The 19,305-nt window shown below is 43.4% G+C and carries 13 protein-coding genes and 1 pseudogene; 12 read left to right on the forward strand and 2 right to left on the reverse strand.

The genetic code is table 11. The features are described from left to right. Nucleotides 1-12: 12 nt before the first annotated feature. Complete coding sequence (locus IG80_RS0101305; RefSeq protein ID WP_198027065.1) at nt 13-2,130, forward strand: RNA degradosome polyphosphate kinase; 2,118 nt, start codon at nt 13-15, stop codon at nt 2,128-2,130. A 299-nt stretch (nt 2,131-2,429) separates the two neighbouring features. After that, nucleotides 2,430-5,861: a DNA polymerase III subunit alpha gene (gene dnaE, locus IG80_RS0101310; RefSeq protein ID WP_032112269.1), complete on the forward strand. Its 3,432-nt coding sequence runs from the start codon at nt 2,430-2,432 to the stop codon at nt 5,859-5,861. 232 nt (nt 5,862-6,093) lie between these two features. Here the strand turns inward: dnaE and IG80_RS0101315 are convergent, their stop codons facing one another. Further along, complete coding sequence (locus IG80_RS0101315) at nt 6,094-7,059, reverse strand: F-box protein (RefSeq protein ID WP_032112270.1); 966 nt, start codon at nt 7,057-7,059, stop codon at nt 6,094-6,096. A 188-nt stretch (nt 7,060-7,247) separates the two neighbouring features. On the opposite strand from IG80_RS0101315, the gene IG80_RS0101320 reads away from it, so the two are divergent. The 10 genes and pseudogenes from IG80_RS0101320 to IG80_RS0101360 all read left to right on the forward strand — a co-directional run bounded on the left by IG80_RS0101320 (nt 7,248) and on the right by IG80_RS0101360 (nt 18,883). After that, nucleotides 7,248-8,177: a LysR family transcriptional regulator gene (locus tag IG80_RS0101320; RefSeq protein ID WP_198027066.1), complete on the forward strand. Its 930-nt coding sequence runs from the start codon at nt 7,248-7,250 to the stop codon at nt 8,175-8,177. Between the two features lie 273 nt (nt 8,178-8,450). Next, nucleotides 8,451-11,216 (forward strand): isoleucine--tRNA ligase, encoded by a 2,766-nt coding sequence (ileS, locus tag IG80_RS0101325; protein ID WP_032112272.1) that lies wholly within the window; start codon nt 8,451-8,453, stop codon nt 11,214-11,216. Beyond that, nucleotides 11,213-11,701 carry a signal peptidase II gene (lspA, locus tag IG80_RS0101330; protein ID WP_032112273.1) on the forward strand — a complete coding sequence of 163 codons (489 nt, stop codon included), beginning with the start codon at nt 11,213-11,215 and terminating at the stop codon, nt 11,699-11,701. The genes ileS and lspA overlap by 4 nt, the downstream gene beginning before the upstream one ends. Nucleotides 11,702-11,715: 14 nt before the next feature. Then, the gene (locus tag IG80_RS13015; RefSeq protein ID WP_198027068.1) at nt 11,716-12,228 is read left to right on the forward strand and encodes a DUF3035 domain-containing protein; all 513 of its coding nucleotides are present in this window, start codon (nt 11,716-11,718) and stop codon (nt 12,226-12,228) included. 194 nt (nt 12,229-12,422) lie between these two features. Continuing rightward, entirely contained in the window at nt 12,423-13,802 is a 1,380-nt protein-coding gene (locus tag IG80_RS0101340) for a M16 family metallopeptidase (protein ID WP_052045848.1), read from the forward strand. Nucleotides 13,803-13,855: 53 nt separating this feature from the next. Then, nucleotides 13,856-14,056: pseudogene (locus IG80_RS16460) on the forward strand (M16 family metallopeptidase); the annotation flags it as partial. A 35-nt stretch (nt 14,057-14,091) separates the two neighbouring features. After that, nucleotides 14,092-15,132, forward strand: coding sequence for a M16 family metallopeptidase (locus IG80_RS12260; protein WP_269517175.1), 1,041 nt, complete (start codon nt 14,092-14,094; stop codon nt 15,130-15,132). Continuing rightward, complete coding sequence (locus IG80_RS0101350) at nt 15,133-16,359, forward strand: hypothetical protein (protein WP_052045853.1); 1,227 nt, start codon at nt 15,133-15,135, stop codon at nt 16,357-16,359. 142 nt (nt 16,360-16,501) lie between these two features. Further along, on the forward strand, nt 16,502-18,346 hold the full coding sequence (mutL, locus tag IG80_RS0101355) for a DNA mismatch repair endonuclease MutL (RefSeq protein WP_032112274.1): 1,845 nt from the start codon (nt 16,502-16,504) through the stop codon (nt 18,344-18,346). Beyond that, nucleotides 18,347-18,883 carry a demethoxyubiquinone hydroxylase family protein gene (locus IG80_RS0101360; protein WP_232224302.1) on the forward strand — a complete coding sequence of 179 codons (537 nt, stop codon included), beginning with the start codon at nt 18,347-18,349 and terminating at the stop codon, nt 18,881-18,883. Nucleotides 18,884-18,974: 91 nt separating this feature from the next. Here IG80_RS0101360 and IG80_RS0101365 read toward each other — a convergent pair whose 3' ends face one another. Further along, nucleotides 18,975-19,286, reverse strand: a complete 312-nt coding sequence (locus tag IG80_RS0101365) for a hypothetical protein (RefSeq protein ID WP_032112275.1) — start codon at nt 19,284-19,286, stop codon at nt 18,975-18,977. Between the last annotated feature and the right edge of the window lie 19 nt (nt 19,287-19,305).

Genomic DNA, 19,305 nt, shown 5'->3' on the forward strand with positions numbered 1-19,305 from the left:
AAATTAACGTTTATGAAGCACGAAAAGAAAGAATCACTCTATTTTAATTCTGAAATGTCTTGGTTGGCATTCAATGAGCGCGTTTACGCAGCCTCTCAAAACGCACTCTATCCTATTTTAGAGCGAACAAGGTTTCTAGGCATCGCAGCCAATAACTTAGATGAATTTTACATGGTACGCCTAGGTCGTTTGTATAAAACGCATCAGCTAAAGCAAAATCGGAAATCCGTGGATGGTCTGGCAATGGATCAGCTGATGCCCATTGTTAAGAATCGCGCGATGGAACAAATTGCGCACCATGTGCAGCAGTGGCGTAGTCTACGTAAAGAATTAGGTACCCACAGCGTCAACATTATCTCGCCTAAAGAATTGTCGGAGGAGGATAAAAAGTGGCTCGAAGATTATTTTATTAAGAACATTTTCCCTGTTCTTACTCCGATGGCAATCGACCCTGCTCATCCAGTACCGCAGATTCCCTCCCGCGGAATCTCTATGGTCGTCCAATTACAAGATAAAGACCAGATGAGCCCCGTCTATGCCTTTATCCCTCTGCCTATGGGATTAGATAGATTCATTCAGCTCCACGGCGAAGAAGATCGCTATATCTTTATTGAACAAGTAATCACCCTCTTCTTACATAAGCTTTTCTCAAATCACATTATCCTGGCACAGGGATTATTTCGTCTTATCCGCAATGCGGAAATGTCGCTGCAATACTCAACCTCAGACTTTCGGATGGACTTTGAAGAGGCGCTCGCCCAACGTCTTAATGGTGAGGTTGTTCAACTTGCTGTGAATGCGAGAATGCCTGAGCATTTAAGGCTTTACGTCACCGAACAATTTGATGTGAACCCCAATGATATGTTGGTAATTGATGGCGTTCTGGGGATTAATGATGTTCAACAGTTGGTAAGTATTTGCGGAAAAAAAGAACTTCTCTTCCCTGACTTTATTCCTCGTACGCCGCAGCGTATTCGCAACAATAACGATGATATTTTTGAGGCGGTCAAAATCAAGGATATCGTCGTCCATCATCCCTATGAAAGCTTTGAAGTGATCTTGATGTTCCTCAAACAAGCAGCTAAAGACAAAAACGTCATCTCCATCAAGCAAACTTTGTATCGAACTGGTGACAACTCACCGGTGGTTGCCGCTCTTATTGATGCGGCTAAGGCGGGGAAATCGGTAACCGCTCTTGTGGAAATTAGGGCACGATTTGATGAGGAAGCCAATATTAAATGGACCAAGGACCTGGAGCAGGCTGGTGTTCATGTTATTTATGGCATTGTTGGCTTAAAAACCCATGCGAAGTTATGCCTGATCGTCCGCAAAGAGGCCGGCGGACTTAAAACGTATACTCATTTTGGCACCGGTAATTATAATGCCAAAACCGCCCGCGTTTATACGGACCTGTCGCTTCTTACGGCTGATCCCAAACTTTGTTATGAAGCCGCCTGTATTTTTAACTACATGACCGGTTATTCTCGCATTGACAAATTTGATGATGTGGGGGTTGCCCCCTTCACCCTGCGGGCAAATCTGTTAGAACTGATCGAAAATGAAATTAAATTCGCTAAAAATGGTATGCCAGCTGTGGTCTGGGCCAAAATGAATTCGTTAACCGATCCGACTCTTATTGATGCTCTCTACAAAGCATCCAATGCCGGGGTAAAAATTTTTCTGATTGTTCGTGGCATGTGCTGTTTACGCCCAGGAATTCCAAAATTTTCCGAAAATATTTCTGTTAAAAGTATCGTTGGTAGATTCCTAGAACATGCGCGTATTTTTTGTTTCGGTAACGGTGATTTATTGCCCTCAACCACTGCCAAAGTCTTTATTTCTTCTGCTGACTGGATGCCACGCAACCTTGACACCAGGCTGGAGTTGATGGTTAACATCAGCAATCAAACGGTGCACCAACAAATCCTACAACAGATCATGTTTGCCAATTTAAATGACACGGCCAACAGCTGGAAACTGATGCCTGACGGCACTTATACCCCCCTCTTCAGGGAGCTGGACGACTTTGACGCCCATCAATTCTTCATCCACAACACCAGTCTTTCTGGAAGTGGCATGGGCCCCTACCCTGTCACTCCCAACCTCATTTCCTTTGAGCGTGAAAGTTAGCTTGCGGATTGCTTGGCCGGCAAAGCGAGTTGGCTCTCCCTATGGAGGTCAAGTGGAAAAAGGAGCCCACAGATGGGATGATAGAAATTCCGAATATCAAGGTGATTCTGTGCACCTAATATTTTTTCTATCTCATCATTTTATCGTTCGATTGAGTATAATGCCTGAGCAGCTATTTTCTAAGAGAAATAGCACCTAAAATATAATGGGCAACGGCCACCTTTATAGACTCTATTTGACTCGAGAGCTCCAATCAGAGTAAAACTATTCTAACACTGACAATTATATATTTGACTTAAATGAACTTTATTCACCTTCGCGTTCATAGCGCCTACTCCCTTGCTGAAGGGGCTGTAAAAATAAAAGATTTGATAAAGATCTGCCAAAAAAATAAGATGCCGGCCGTGGCAGTGACAGATACAGTCAATCTCTTTGGCGCCTTAGAATTCTCAACAGCAGCCGCTGATTCGGGAATTCAGCCCATTTGTGGCGCTCTCTTGCGAATCACCCGGGAAGGCTCTTCGCAAACGGCGTCAATTCCTATGGATGAGCTCTTGGTGATTGTTCAAACCGAGGTTGGCTATCGCAACCTTCTCCATCTCATTTCCATCTCCTACCTTGAAATTGCAAGTGGTCAAGATCCGCAAATCCAGCTGCAAAAATTGATTGATCATAATGCTGGCTTACTTCTTTTTACTGGTTCTCCGAAGTCTGCAGTGGGGCGGCTATTGTATGAAGAGCAGCACGATCAAGCCATAGCAGAACTTCGCCAACTAAAAGATGTTTTTGGGGATCGGCTTTATCTAGAATTGATGCGCCACGGTCTGGAAGAAGAAGAAAAAATTGAGGGAGATCTCTTAAAGTTTGCTGATGAATTTGAAATTCCCCTTGTTGCCACAAATGATGTTTATTTTCCGACCGAAGATATGTATGAAGCGCATGATGCCCTCTTATGTATTTCCGCCAGTACTTTTGTCAGTGAGATCAATAGGCGCCGATTAACACCGCACCATTACTTTAAAACAGCCACGCAAATGGCTGATTTATTTAGTGATATTCCTGAAGCGATCGAAAATACGTGTCTCATAGCTCAACGATGCAGCTATCGTCCCCTCCCCCACAAACCAATCTTACCGGCCTTTCCTTGTTCATCTGGGCGCACAGAGGCAGAAGAACTCTGTTATAAAGCGGAAGTTGGACTTGAAGCACGGTTGGAAGCTCAGGTCTATCTAGCTTCCGATTCGGAAGACGACAAAAAAACAAAGCGTGATATTTACTATAAGCGCCTGGCCCATGAGCTGTCGATTATCGAGACCATGGGATTTCCTGGCTACTTCTTGATTGTTTCAGACTTCATTCAATGGGCGAAAGGTCAGTTGATCCCTGTCGGGCCAGGCCGTGGGTCGGGAGCTGGGTCACTGGTTGCTTGGTCTCTCACTATTACGGACATCGACCCGATTCGCTTTAGTTTATTGTTTGAGCGGTTTTTGAACCCAGAACGCGTCTCCATGCCAGACTTTGATATCGACTTTTGTCAGGATCGCCGTGATGAAGTTATTCGATATGTATGTCAAAAGTATGGTGATGATCGGGTAGCGCAGATCATCACCTTTGGTAAATTACAGGCACGGGCGGTATTGCGGGACGTTGGTCGTGTCTTGCAAATGCCCTATAGCCAGGTTGATCGTATTTCCAAACTCATCCCCAACAATCCAGCTAACCCGACGACTTTGGAACAAGCCTTGGTCATTGAACCAGCGCTTGAAGATGCAAGAAAAGCAGACATTGCTGTTGCCAAATTAATCGATATGGGCATGAAGCTTGAGGGGCTCTATCGCCATGCCTCCACCCACGCTGCAGGCGTTGTGATCGGTGACCGTCCTCTCTCGGAATTGGTAGCGGTTTATAAAGATGAACGCTCAGAGCTCCCGGCGACTCAATTCAGTATGAAATATGTTGAAATGGCTGGATTGGTTAAGTTCGACTTTTTAGGTCTCAAAACGTTAACAGTTATTCAAAAATGCTGCGACCTTGTGCGTCAAAATGGCATTGATATCAATATTTCGCAAATTCCCCTGGATGACCCTATCACCTTTGAGCTTTTGGGCCGTGTTGAAACTGTGGGTATCTTCCAGGTTGAAAGTGCTGGTATGCGCGACGTAATGAAGAAACTACGCCCAGATCGTTTTGAAGATTTAATTGCTCTTGTCGCCCTTTACCGTCCAGGACCGATGGATGACATCCCGCGTTATCTTGCGTGTAAACATGGTCAGGAAGAAGTGACCTATCTTCACCCTGACCTTGTTCCTATTTTGGAGGGAACTTACGGGGTGATGGTCTATCAGGAGCAGGTGATGCAGATCGCCCAGGTCCTGGGTGGCTATACCCTTGGAGCTGCGGACTTACTGCGCCGCGCCATGGGGAAGAAGATTAAATCAGAAATGGATGCGCAAGAGGCCTTATTTGTTCAAGGGGCCGTTGAGCGCGGCGTGGACCGAGCAATTGCCAGCCAAATCTTTGAGCAGATGGCAAAGTTTGCAGGATATGGGTTTAACAAGTCACACTCGGCCCCTTATGCCCTCCTCACCTACCAAACTGCATATCTGAAGGCAAACTATCCTAAAGAATTTTATGCTGCCTCCATGACCTACGAAATGCAGAATACAGACAAACTCAACGTATTTCGCCAAGACATTGAGCGCGCTGAGATTCCTTTGTATCAGCCCGATGTTAATAAATCAGACGCTGAATTCGTGGTGGAAAATGACGGGGTGCGCTATGCATTGTCGGCGGTTAAAAACGTTGGCGAGCAAGCAATGAAGCTGTTGGCGTCTGAGCGGGCTCAAAATGGTGAATTTACCGATATTTTTGATTTTATCAGCCGCGTAGATGGAAAAGTCATTAACAAGCGGTTACTTGAAAATTTGATTTCTGCCGGCGCTTTTGATTGTTTGAGTGATAACCGCGCGCAATTATATACCAGTATTGAGTTTTTGCTCAAACAGGCGCAATTGATTCAAGCAGAGAAAAAAACGCAACAGGCAAGCCTCTTTGGCGCCGCCACCACAAAGATGACTCATCATAAAAGTGGCCTGCCACCAACGGATCCTTGGTCAACTTTAGAAAAACTACAAAAGGAATTTGATGCGCTAGGGTTTTATTTATCATCCCATCCTTTAAATATTTATGGGGATGCTTTAGGTCGCCTATCCATTCTGAAAAGTACAGAAATTGGAGAAAGCAAAGACGGCTCTAACGTGCGTCTGGCTGGTGTCCTCCTTGTCAAGCAAGAAAGAACCTCTAAAACGGGCCAGAAATTTGCCTTCCTTCAAATATCAGATCCTTATGGCGTTTTTGAAGTTGCTGTGTTTTCTGAAGTTTTTGCTAAAAATAGAGATCTATTAATCCCCGGAACAGCCTTTAGTATCACTGCTATGGTTCGAGTGGAGGGGGATAATTTTCGCCTCATTGCTCAGTCCATTGATATTCTTGACACAGTTATCCAATCCAGCACAGCCAACTTAACCCTTTATGCTGAACCTGCATTGAATGTAAACCATCTCAAACGTATACTGCAAAATGCATCAGAGGGAAAAACCGTCATAAAAATTGACTTGAAACTCACGGATTCTGTCTACGTATCTATACGGAACATAAAATCATGTCATATGGATCAGGGCTTAAGGGCACAACTTCTCTCAGTCCCTGGAATATTAAAAATGAGCGGATAAAACCCGAATGAAATTTGACCGGCACTCAAGCTGTGCTCGCTGGAAGAGGCGAAGATTTTCAGCCCCGTATGCCTCTTACTACCTACGCTGAATTAAAAGACAACACAACTGAGTAATGATTTTTTTTCATCTACCTAGGCAGTAGAGGATAATGTATGGAGCCTCTCTTGTACGGGGCTGGCATTATTATAGTATATTAACCTCATGATTATACAGTTGAATAGGGAAGCCCCTATTGAGAGCCTTCATCGTCTTCTACTGGAGGGGGAAGGTTGGGGACCTCATCTTCGTCAATAGTCTGTATAGATCCAGGCAGGAGAAAGGTCTGTAATTGTTGAGTTGTAATTGTATATGTTGAAACGTTAATCGTTGTTGGCATATAAAAAGGCTTAAGATGGAGGGGGTACTGATTTACTTGTCTCACTGCTTTTCTCAAATGTCTGCCGCTTGTAAGTTGTGTTAGCTTGCCCTCAGAAAGGTTGGGAATTATTGGTTTTACATACTCTGCAACCTGTAAAAGATGAGGTTCAGCTGCTTCTTGATTGGGTAAATAATATTCTTTAAATAAACGGATGAGCTTTATAATAATTTTATTACCTGTTTGGGAGAGTGAAGGTAAATCATATCTTATAATAAAATCAAAGTTTAGCGATGTTGCCATATTAATGGTTGATAGGCGGGGCTTTCCTTTAAGTCTGTTGGAATGATAGTCAACTTCCTGGCGAAGTTTTTCAATGTGATTTTTATGCTTGTCTACAAAAGTTTCTATTTCTTGTATATCTCCTTCATCTGTACTTGTTTGTATATCAGTTCTCCACAAGTTATTGAAATCTTGTGAGATTTCTTGAGCTTTTGTTCCATAGGGATCAATAGCATTAACAGCCATTTTCAAATGGGCAATGACACCATATTTATCACAGCTTGCCCAATAAAGCTTCCTTGAAGTTTGACTTGTTTGCATATAATCTTGCGTAGGTAAAAACGATAAAGTATGCAGCAGAACCTCAGATGGCAAACCTAGCAAAGTATTGGATGGATGATTTTGTACGTCCTGTTGAATCTCTCTTTCAATTTGGGTATCACGCAACAACGATACTCTAAATCCATCGGGTAGAACAAGTTGCGGGCCAACGTCCATAGAAAAGCCAGCGTGAGTGCTCAGGAGAATCGCGAGAGGCAGAAATTTTCTTATCTTCATAATATTTACTACTTAATTATTCTACTACTCCCTTACATAGGAAGTAGTGGGGATGTCGTCAATGGAATTTTTTCTAAGCACCTCCTCATATAAAGGGAAGGGAAGGAAGGAAAATTCTTGAGCATTTGTAAGGTTTCCTCGCTCTAACCCTCAGATATTCTTGTAAATTCTCAAAGCAAAGGCTACATTTGCTCTCAGGTATTAGTAAAAATGGATCAGGTATGAATTGGGATAGGCTTCTGGCTTTCTATTACACGGCGACTTTAGGCTCTACTCGAAAAGCTTCTGAAAAACTCGGCATGACGGGATCTGCTGTCACTCGATCGATTAAAAAACTGGAAGAAGAAATAGGGCACGAGCTATTTTCTGTTGTGCAGCAACGACTTACTCTTAATAAGAAGGGAGAAATTTTTCTCCAGTCTGCCAAAAATATCCTTTTTCAATATGAACTTTCTCTAAAAAAGTTAAATGATGCTTCTGATAAGATGGAAGGACATTTCGGTTTATCTCTTCCCTCTTTTATTAGCAATTTATGGTTCTTTGAGGATATGAGCAATTTTATTGAGACTCACCCTCAACTAACGTTCTCTTTTAAAAATTTGAATGAGGCACCAGACTTTACTTTAGGAGAAATAAATATTGATATTAGGCCAGTGACGAAGAAAGAAGAAAATATTGACTACAAATATTTGACAACCTATGACATAGGCCTCTATGCCAGTCGAGATTATCTTCAGAAAAAAGGATTTTTAGAAAGAGTCACCGATTTTCACGATCATCACCTTATCTCTTATACCAAAGATTGTCTTTTTCCTTATGCCCCTATCAATTGGTATCTGACTCATATTCCGCAGTGGAAGCAGTTAACGATCATTGAGTGCCCCACCGACATTTTCCGAGCAATCGAAAATGGGATTGGAATCGGCCCTCTTTCTCATGCGGCCGTCCAGACAAGCAGAGTCCCTTTAGTTCCTATTCTGCCCGCTGTCCTGAGCCAGTCGATTGACATCTATTACATGTATCCAAAAACATTAGCAGAAAATAAAGTGATTGCAGGGCTTTACGAGTATTTACGCGAGCGACCAGAAGGCCCCTTAAAGGGAAGGATGAGAATGTGAGTCTTTCTGAGGTAATACTTTAAGTTTTACAGGCAAGATTCCGCAATTGTTTGGCTTTACCCTTCCCTACCCATCTCTGATCATTTCTAAATTTTACTTTTTTATGTGTTTTTCAGAAAAACGGGATAACATGTTAATCTTTGTCCTGGCGTCGGTCAGGTTTTTTTATTTCTGTGTGAAATGATGAAAAGAAATTTGACACCGTCCTCCCGCGTCAAGTAAAACTACAGGTACATGTAAATGAAATAAATAAGAGTGATACTGGAACCAACGATGGACTATAAAAATACTGTGTTTCTTCCCAAGACTGACTTTCCAATGAAAGCTGGTTTAGCAAAGCGCGAACCAGAACTATTGGCGCATTGGGATAAGATTAACCTGTATCCAAAGCTTAGAGAAAAGTCCAAGCAGCACAAGAAATTTATTTTGCATTTTGGTCCACCCTACGCCAATGGTCACATTCATATTGGTCACGCTTTAAGTGAAACATTGAAAGATGTTATCAACAAAGTCTATCAAATGAAAGGCTATGACGCCCCTATGGTTCCAGGGTGGGATTGTCATGGTCTGCCGATTGAATGGAAAGTGGAAGAAGGTTATCGCGCGAGTGGCCTTAACAAAGATGATGTGCATATTCTTGAATTTCGGGAAGAATGCCGCAATTTTGCGCGGAAATGGATCGATATTCAACGTAAAGAATTTATGCGTCTGGGAATCGTTGCTGACTGGGATAACTATTATTCCACAATGAATTTTGAAACCGAGGCCAAAATCGTTGAGCAATTAGGTCATTTTTTATTAAATGGCAGCCTTTATCGTGGCCTACGACCGGTGATGTGGTCAGTTGTGGAAAAAACAGCCCTCGCCGACGCTGAAGTTGAGTATAAGGATCATACATCCGATTCAATTTATGTCGCTTTTCCGGTAAAAAGCACGAGTCATACGTCCCTTGAAGGCGTCTCTATGGTTATCTGGACAACGACTCCTTGGACATTACCTGGCAACCGCGCCATTGCCTATAATGGTGAGTTTACTTATGTGGTGGTCAAAAATAATGAAACAGGAAAATCTTATGTTGTGGCGAAAGATTTGCTTGAAAATATCATCAAGGATCTTAGTTTAACGGATTATTCAATCGTTACGGAATTGCCGGGCACTGAACTTAAAGGTACCATTTGTCACCATCCAATGGCAGCGCAGGGCTATACTTTTGATGTCCCACTTTTGCCTGGTGAGCATGTCACTGCTGATGCAGGAACCGGTTTGGTTCACACTGCCCCGGGTCATGGGTTAGAAGACTTCGCTGTGGGCCGCGAATTTGGCTTGGAAGTGCCAGAAACGGTGGCTGATGATGGTCACTATTATGATCATGTCCCCTACTTTGCAGGCATTCATATCTTTAAAGCAGCCCCCAAGGTCATGGAGGTTTTGAAGGAAAATGGCAACCTGTTGGCCGCAGCAAAATTAATTCACAGCTATCCACATTCCTGGCGCTCAAAAGCTCCTCTCATCTATCGCACCACCGCGCAGTGGTTCATTAGTATGGAAAAAACATCCTTGCGTAAGAAAGCTTTGGAGGCAATTGAGGAAGTTAAATGGTTCCCAGCCCAAGGAAAAAACCGCATCAAGTCCATGGTTGAAACCAGACCAGATTGGTGTGTTTCACGTCAACGCGCTTGGGGCACGCCTATCACTTTGTTTGTCAACAAAAAAACCGGTGAAGTTTTACGGGACGCCGGTGTGCACGCCCGCATTGTAGATGCCATTCGCCAGGAAGGTGGTGATGTTTGGTTTAGCGAAGATAATAGTCATTTCTTAGGCCCTGATTTCAATCCGAACGACTATGAAAAAGTGACGGATATTCTCGATGTATGGTTTGACAGTGGCTGTAGCCATGAGTTTGTCTTGGGCGGTCGTGAAGATCAACAATGGCCAGCAGATCTTTATCTTGAAGGCTCGGATCAACACCGAGGTTGGTTCCAGGCATCCTTGTTGGAGTCTTGTGGTGTTCATGGGAAAGCACCCTACAAACAAGTCTTAACCCATGGTTTTGTGTTGGATGAAAAAGGCTACAAAATGTCCAAATCCCAGGTGAATGGGGTTGCTCCAGAAACATTGATCGAGACCCTTGGCGCCGACATTTTACGTCTATGGATTGTCTCTGCTAACTATGCCGAAGACATGCGCATCGGCCCAGAGATCCTGAAACAACAAGAAGATACTTATCGACGTTTTAGAAATACTTTGAGATATCTCTTGGGTGCGCTGGACGGTTATAGCAATAAAGAAATGATTGGCTATGAGGGCATGCCGCCTCTTGAAAAGTGGGTATTAAATCGTCTGGCTGAGTTGAATCAACAACTCCATCAAGCAGCAGAAGACTTTGATTTTATGAGTTTTTATACCCAGCTGCATACCTTCTGCGCCATGGATTTATCAGCCTTCTATTTCGATATTCGTAAAGATTGCTTGTATTGTGATGATGAGTTATCGCATAAACGTCGGGCTACTCGAACTGTCATGCATCATATTTTTGAATGTTTAACCCATTGGTTAGCACCTGTTTTAAGCTTTACTGCGGAAGAAGCTTGGTCTATGCGTCACCAGTTGGAGAATGACAGTATTCATTTGCAACAGTTTCCCTCCATTCCGACAGAGTGGCTCAACCCAGAAATCGTCCAGTATTGGGAAACTATTCGCAAAGTACGAAGTGTTGTCACAGGTGCCATTGAAATTGAAAGAGCTGCCAAAACAATTGGTTCTAGTCTTCAAGCATCCGTCGCAATTTACCTCCCCAGTGATCTGGCAAAAGAGTTACAAGGCGTGGATTTGGCGGAAGTTACTATCACCTCAACAGCTCATTTAGTGATTGCCCAACCACCTGCCGCCGCTTTTACAGTGGAAGATGGGCTTGATATTGGTGTCATCGTTAATGCTGCGGAAGGTATGAAATGCCAGCGATGTTGGAAAGTCTTGCCGGAAGTTCAGGATAGTGAATATCACGTTTGCAATCGCTGTGAAGAAGTTGTCGCCGCATGAAATACTTTAAATTCCTTGGCTTTAGCGGGACCCTTTTAACGCTCATTCTTGATCAACTCAGCAAACAAGTAGTGCTGTCTTGGTTTTTGAGTGGGAACCACCAAATTGAGGTGACTTCCTTCTTTAATATTATTCTTGCCGCTAACAGAGGAGTTAGTTTCGGCCTATTTGCCGCTGGCTCTTCTTCCGAAGTTTGGGCATTGATCGCCGTTGCTGGCTGTATTAGCTTTTTGCTGGGATTATGGATTTGGCAAGCTGACTCCAAATTTTCTAGCATTTGTTTTGGCCTTGTCCTTGGCGGTGCCTTGGGAAATGTCATTGACCGCTTTTTTTATGGAGCGGTTATTGATTTTCTTGATTTTCATGCCTTTGGTTACCACTGGTATACGTTTAACATTGCCGATTGTGGAATCGTGATTGGCGCAGTATTATTAGTCTGTCAGATGCTTTTTAGCATAAAAACTGACAATAACAATGAAGCTTAGTTATGGAAAAACTCATGACAAAAAATAAACAGATTATATTAAGCCTAACTCTTTTAGTTGCAGGCACAGCTTTAGGTGGATGTGACCGTGTACGCAATACCTTTGGTCTAGATCATTATCAGGCCGATGAGTTTAGGGTCCCAACAAACCCACCGTTGAGCATGCCACCAAATTTTAATCTGCCGGTACCAAAGCCTGGTGCTGAAAACCCAGGGGCCGTAAATCATCGTGAATATGCTCAAGAAAAAGTTGTGGGGCAAAAGGTTACCTTGACAAAAACTGCGAATGATGCTGAGAAATCTATTTTAGAAAAGGCTTCAAAAACGTCAAAGGCAGATCCAAACATTCGCTCTGAAGTCAACAAGGAAGCTGAAGAAGAGCAAACATTACTTGGCAAGTTAAAAAATATTGGTAATAAGGCTTCTTCTAACCTATCTCAGGGAACCAAGGCGGAAGATTATCGCGAGGAGGTTGCTGCCCCCAAAACCTATGAAAAGGAACAAAAGGCTACAGAATCAAAGGATTAATTTTTAGACTCGGTTTTTTGTGGCCTTTCATTACCACTCAGACTCGTTATCGCGAAGCGCAAGTAACGTGGCAACTCTTTGCTTTATGCTCGAGGAGATTGCCATACCTTCTAAGGAAGGTTCGCGATAATGAGTCTAGGCTTTGAGCGGCGCTTAGTATAACGATCAACTCTTTACCCAAAGGTCTAGCATTAATGCTTGTAAAAACTTCTTTAATTGCACTTGGAATTTCAACAGGAATGACAGAGGCTTACTCTATGACGCAAAAACCCGCGCAGGTTCAGGAAAATCAAACCCTTCAGCCAAGTCAAATTAAAGTGACTGATTTTAAAACGGCAAAAGGCCTTGCGGTGTGGCTGGTTGAAAATCAAGATATTCCTGTGCTTAGTGTTTCCATTTGCTTCAAAAACGCAGGCAGTAAATCAGATCCCAAGGACAAAATTGGGCTTGCTAATTTCCTCTCAGGTATCATTAATGAAGGATGCGGTCCGTATGATTCTGCCACCTTTAAAAAGTATCTTCTGGAACACAATATTAACTTGAGTGTTGATCAATCAAGCGATGACTTTATCATTGCATTCAGGGCCCCTAAAACCTCCATCCAGCAAGCTTTTCGGATTATTGAGCTAATGCTGACGGAGCCTGGTTTTGCGTCCGAGCCAATGGAACGTGTAAAACAACAATTATTGACAATTCTGAATCAATCTCTCCATTCTGAACGCGCCATTGGTGGTGATCTCATGAATAAAAGGGCTTTTCCCAACCACCCCTATGGCCATTCTATTGAAGAAAATTTGCGTGATTTGATGACAATCATGCCGGCAGACCTTAAGAAATACATGGCTGATCGTTTTACTAAAGACGAATTGACGCTGACGGTAGCTGGGGCGATTAATCAACAAGAACTCTCCGAAATTCTCGATTCAACCTTTACCAACTTGCCTGAAAAAGCAGTGCCTGAGACCATCGCAAATCTAGAGCCCATCTCACCAGGCGACGTATTTATCAAAGAAATGGATATTCCGCAAAGTGCGATTTTGTTCTACCAGCCGAGTATTGGTCGACATGATCCAGATTTTTACGCCGCCATGGTCTTGATGCGAATTTTAGGTGATGGTGGTTTTGAGTCACGATTATGGAACGAAGTCCGTGAAAAACGTGGCCTTGCCTATGGGGTGAGTGCGACTCTTTCCTGGAATGATCACACAGCCTATATCATCGGGAGCACGGCCACGCAAAACGCTTCTGTGGAAAAAGTTATTAGTATTATTAGAGAACAATGGGAAAAAGTTAAAAAAGAGGGTGTCACCGCGGCGGAGCTTAGCTTCGTCAAAGAAAGAATGATTGGCTCTTACCCCCTTGCCTTTGGGAGCACAGCTCAAATTGTAGCGATGTTGCGCATGCATCAACTGGATGGGATGAGACCGAATTTTATTAACGAACGCAATGATATAATTCGAAAGGTAACTTTAGAAGACGTCAATCGCGTGGCCAAAAAATTATTAAATCCTGAAAAACTTAGTTTTATCGTCGTTGGGAAACCAGAAGGATTAAAAGCAGGAGAATCCCAATGAGCAAGTTTATTACGGCAGTCTTAATGATGGCAAGTTTGAGTAGTGACGCTTCAATGGCGGCAATTTACAAGCCCAAAACGACAACATTAGATAATGGGTTGCAAGTGGTAATTGTGGAAAATCACCTAGCTCCAATTGTCTCACTTAGCATTTACTATAAGGTTGGCACTGCAGACGATCCTGTTGAAATGGTTGGACTTTCTCACTTTCTTGAACATTTAATGTTTAAGGGAACTAAGAATGTTCCCACTGGTGAATTTAAAAAAAAATCACCAGCAAGGGTGGGATTATTAATGCCTATACTTCCTTTGACGCTACTGCTTTTACCTGCAGTATTGCCGGTGAACATTTGCCGGAGGTCCTTAAGTATGAGGCTGACCGCATGGAGAATCTCATTTTTGATGAGGTAGAAACCAAGGCAGAGAAAAAAGTCGTCATGGAAGAACGCCGAATGCGCATGGACAATAATCCGGTGGGGAATGCCACTGAAGTGATTTGGCGCGCTATGTATCGCTATCATCCTTATGGCATACCCCCTATTGGCTATCCCCACCATATTGAGGCTTATACCAATGAAGCGGCCAGACAGCATTACCAAACTTGGTATAAACCTAATAATGCGATTTTGGTTATTTCTGGGGATGTCACCATGGAAAAGATTTTGCCGATCATCAAACAACATTTTGGGCCTCTTAAAAAGGGTACAATTCCAGAGAGAAAGCGTGTGCAAGAACCCGATTTTTCTGGCATTGAACAAAATATAAGCGTGCAAAATCCGCGTGTTAGCTATACTAATGTTGACTGGAATTACAGAGCTCCGAATCATACTAGCCTTGGCAAAGAACATTATTATCCGTTAATAGTCTTGGCACAAATCCTTGGCGGCAATGAAATTAGTCGTCTTTATCGCGTGCTTGTCGATGAAAAGAAAGTTTGTATTGATGCTGATGCCAGCTATACAGCGCGTAGCCTTGATCCGATGTACTTTTCCGTGAGTGCGACCTTAAATCCGACGAGAGCTCTCGAAGAGTTAAAGCAAGCAACTGCCGAAATTATCGCCGACGTTTTGAAAAATGGTGTGACTGAGGACGAGTTAAAAGCCGCAAAGCGTGATCTTCTAGCTGACCTTGCGTTTGCCCGTGATGGCAATGATGGCGCGATTCAGGCTTTTTCTGGGCTTGCTTTTGGCTTTGATATTGAAGCAATTGAATCATGGCCAAGCTATATTCAATCTGTTACCTTAGATCAAGTCAATAAGGCCGCTCAAGCGGTTTTAGGCAAAGGGTCAGCAGTTACAACTACTGTGTTTCCTGATAAGAAAGTCAATTAAATGTATTATCAAAAACTTATTAACTTGCAGGCGCAAAAAAGCAGCAATAATATTGGCCTCAATACGCTTAATTACTTAAAAAAATTGCGTGGTGAATTGCCCCTGTTCAAACTCGTTGATCAAGATAATGATATTGCGACTATTGCGTCCCTAGCTGCTGAGATCAAAAGCAACTTTAAAGACGTCATTATTTTGGGAACGGGTGGCTCAAGCTTGGGGGGGCAATCACTTTATGCATTGACCACCGCAGGGGCACCGCGTCTTCATTTTCATGATAATGTGGATCCCGATACATTCCTCAAGCTTTTTACGGCAATTGATCCAAAAACCGCTAAGGTGATTGCGATTTCAAAGTCTGGTAATACCGCAGAAACGCTAATGCAATTGCTTGTTTGTTTACAGCACTGGCAACAACAAGAGCTTGAAATTAAAAATCATTTTTTGATTATTACTGAGCCACACGAGAATGCAATTCGTGAAGTGGCGGTGCGCCATGAATGTCAAACTTTGGATCATCCGACGGATGTGGGCGGGCGTTTTGCTGTGTTTAGCCTGGTTGGGCTGCTTCCTGCTATCATTTGCGGCTTGGATGCTCATAAAATTCGCGCCGGCGCCCGTTATGTTTTGGATGAAATTTCCAACACCACAGAGCCTGAAGATTGCAAACCATTGTTGGGTGCCCTCCTCCAAAAAGCATTATTAAGTCATGATATTAATCAATCGGTTTTGATGCCTTATGTGGATCGATTGGCAGTTTTTGCCATGTGGTATCGACAATTATGGGCTGAAAGCATCGGCAAAGATGGTAAAGGCACAACCCCTATCCGCGCCATTGGCACAGTGGATCAACATTCTCAGCTGCAACTTTATTTAGATGGTCCAAAAGATAAATTTTTCACTGTGGTCACTATGGAGCATTCGGATAATCAACTTAAGGTGGGTGACCATGATTTTGAACACAGCACGCTTACCATTTTTAAGAGCAAAACCATGGGCCAATTGATGCAGGCGGAACAACAAGCAACCATTGACACGCTTGTGAATAATAATTGCCCGACGCGGGTGTTGCATCTAAACAAGCTGGATGAAGAAGTGATGGGAGCCTTGATGATGCACTATGTTGTTGAAACCTTGGCTATGGCTCACTTACTGGAAGTGAATCCTTTCGATCAACCAGCGGTTGAGGAAAGTAAACTCCTTACTCGTCATTATCTGCAACAGGGATAAGAAATGGCCTGCTTCTTCATTCCTCATTACGACCCCTTGAAAAATCCGTGGCAATCGCCTAGAGTTTTGCAAGGAGATCGCCATGGAGTAATGCTCCTCGCCATAAGGACGACATGGCTATTTTAAATAAAGAGGTATCTCAATGAAGGTGCGTTTTCTTGATCCAACCTTAATCAACCAGATCGCTGCTGGGGAAGTCATTGAACGGCCTGCTTCGGCTATTAAAGAGTTAGTCGAAAATTCAATCGATGCTGGCGCTACCAAAATTGATATCATTTTGCGGGACGGTGGTAAAACTTATATTTGTATCATTGATAATGGCGGTGGTATGTCAGCCGAAGATTTGGCATTATGTGTGGAACGCCATGCAACATCAAAAATTCCTGATAATGATTTATTTAACATTCAAACTTTAGGTTTTCGCGGCGAAGCACTCCCTTCCATCGGGTCTGTAAGTCGCCTCAAAATCACCTCTCGCCAACAAGGAAGTGAGACAGCTTGGGAGCTTGTGGTTGAAGGTGGCGCCAAATCTGAAGCGGCGCCAGCAGCCGGCGATGTGGGCACAAAAATTGAGGTACGTGACCTGTTTTATGCAACCCCAGCACGATTAAAATTCCTTAAAGCAGCCGCAACAGAACTTTCCCACATCGTTGATATCATTGAACGGTTAGCCCTTATTAATCCGGAAATTGACTTCACTGTCACGGATGGGGAACGTCGCGTGTTATCCTTTATAAAGGGAATTAACCGTATTGAAGGCGTGCTCGGCAAAGATTTTCACGCTAACTGTTGCCCCATTGGGGCGCAACGTCAGGATCTTACCCTTAAAGGGTGGGTCAGCATCCCAACTTATAACCATAGCTCTGCCAGCAACCAATATTTCTTTGTCAATGGCCGGCCAGTCAAGGACAAGCTTCTAGCAACAGCGATTCGAGTTGCCTACCAGGATGTATTGGCTGGGAATCGCTATCCTTCCTTATGTTTATTCTTGATTTGTCCCCCTGACGAAGTCGACATCAACGTCCACCCCGCTAAAGCAGAAGTCAGATTCCGCGATCCGAATTCAGTGCGTAGCTTTGTGATCAGCGCGATTCGCGAAGTCTTGCGAGGCACCTCAAATCAAAGTTCAACCGTTTTGTCTTCTGGTATTATCCAGGCATTTACGGCCCCCGTAGTACCAAGCTCAGTGCCAGCGGCGACGTCTCCCATGCCACGACGTGATGGCGGTGGATTTATTCGACCCACCGCTGGGTCTTCCTCACCTAACCAAGCGCGCCTATCAATTCCAGAAAAAATACAGGATTTTGATTCTTTTAGTGAGCAATTACTTGCACCTTTACAAGCGCCCACAGTTATTGCTGCTATGCCGCAGCCTCAGATGGACCAGGTTGCAGAACAGGATAATGCCAGCTACCTCGGGCATGCCAAGGCTCAAATTCATGAGACCTATATTGTTGCTGAAACAAAAGATCACCTGGTGATTGTTGACCAGCATGCCGCGCATGAACGTCTGGTTTATGAAAAGATGAAACAAGATTTTGCAAGTGGTCTGATTAAACGTCAGGCTCTGTTAATTCCAGAAATTATTGAATTGTCTGAGTTACATATGAGTCTGCTTCAGCCACATCTAGCTAACTTTAACTCTCTCGGTTTTACCATTGAAGTGGCTGGAAAAACAGGGCTTGTGCTTCGTGAAATTCCGATGTTACTCAATAAATCTGATCTTAAACAATTAATCCACGACATGGTTTCTGAATTGAAAGATCAAGATACGGCGCTCTCAATGAAACAGACGATTCATGAGATTTTGGCAGATAAAGCCTGCAAAAATAGCATTCGGGCCGGGCGTAAGCTCTCCGGAGAAGAAATGAATGCATTATTGAGGCAAATGGAGGCCACACCTTCTTCTTCCCAATGTAATCACGGCCGCCCTACCTTTGTAAAGTTAGATAAACACGCCCTTGAGCGATTGTTTGGGAGAACGTAAGTGACGCGGTCCGAAAAGATGCTCACCCAGCCTAATATTGATCGCATCATTCGTGTCAATCAGGCGGGAGAGCATGGAGCTACTCGTATTTATGCTGGTCAATTGGCTGTTCTTAAAAACAGCACAATTCGGTCTACCTTGAAGGAAATGGAAGCCCAAGAGATAGAACACCTTAAAGTTTTTAATGAATTGGCGGTGGAGCACTCTATTTCTCCCACCATTTTTCAGCCAATTTGGCATGTTGGGGGCTATTTATTGGGCACAGCAACCGCTCTTCTTGGTGAAAAAGCTGCCCATGCCTGTACCATTGCCGTTGAAGAAGTGATCGCAGATCATTATCAAAAGCAGCTGGATGAGTTATCTGACGCACAAAATGGGGAGTTAAAAGCAACAATTGCTAGAATTCGTGAAGAAGAAATCGCCCACAAAGACCATGCAATTGATGAGGGAGGTCTTCAAGCGCCTGCTTATGAGACGATCACTGCAACAGTAAAATTTATTTGTAAAACAGCTATATGGCTGTCAAAACGGGTGTAATTCTAAAGATAAAACCAAATTGCGAGTCGTCCATAACAAAAAAGAGAGATACATTCTCTCCTTTTTATTAATTAGCCGATGAGATTAAGGCTTAATTGCCTGGATTTGGCATCTGAGATATCTCAGGATCCACGCCGTTATTTGCCATATCATTATTCATAGCGCTGTTCATGTCATCATTACCAGGTATTGACATGGCCGCATTGTCATCATTACTTTCGTGTTCAATCATGTATTCTTGCTCGGCTGGCATGGCCCTATTTTCAATTGGTGTATCACCCATGTTTGGCTGCATATCATTGGCAGATGACATTGGCCCCATTGGATTGGTTGTCTCATTAGCCGATACGGATATCATGGACATTGTACCAATGGCTAATCCTAAAAATAACGCTTTTAACATAACTATTCCCCCATACTAT

The organism is Candidatus Paracaedibacter symbiosus (genome assembly GCF_000757605.1).
GTDB classification, from domain to species: Bacteria; Pseudomonadota; Alphaproteobacteria; order Paracaedibacterales; family Paracaedibacteraceae; genus Paracaedibacter_A; species Paracaedibacter_A symbiosus.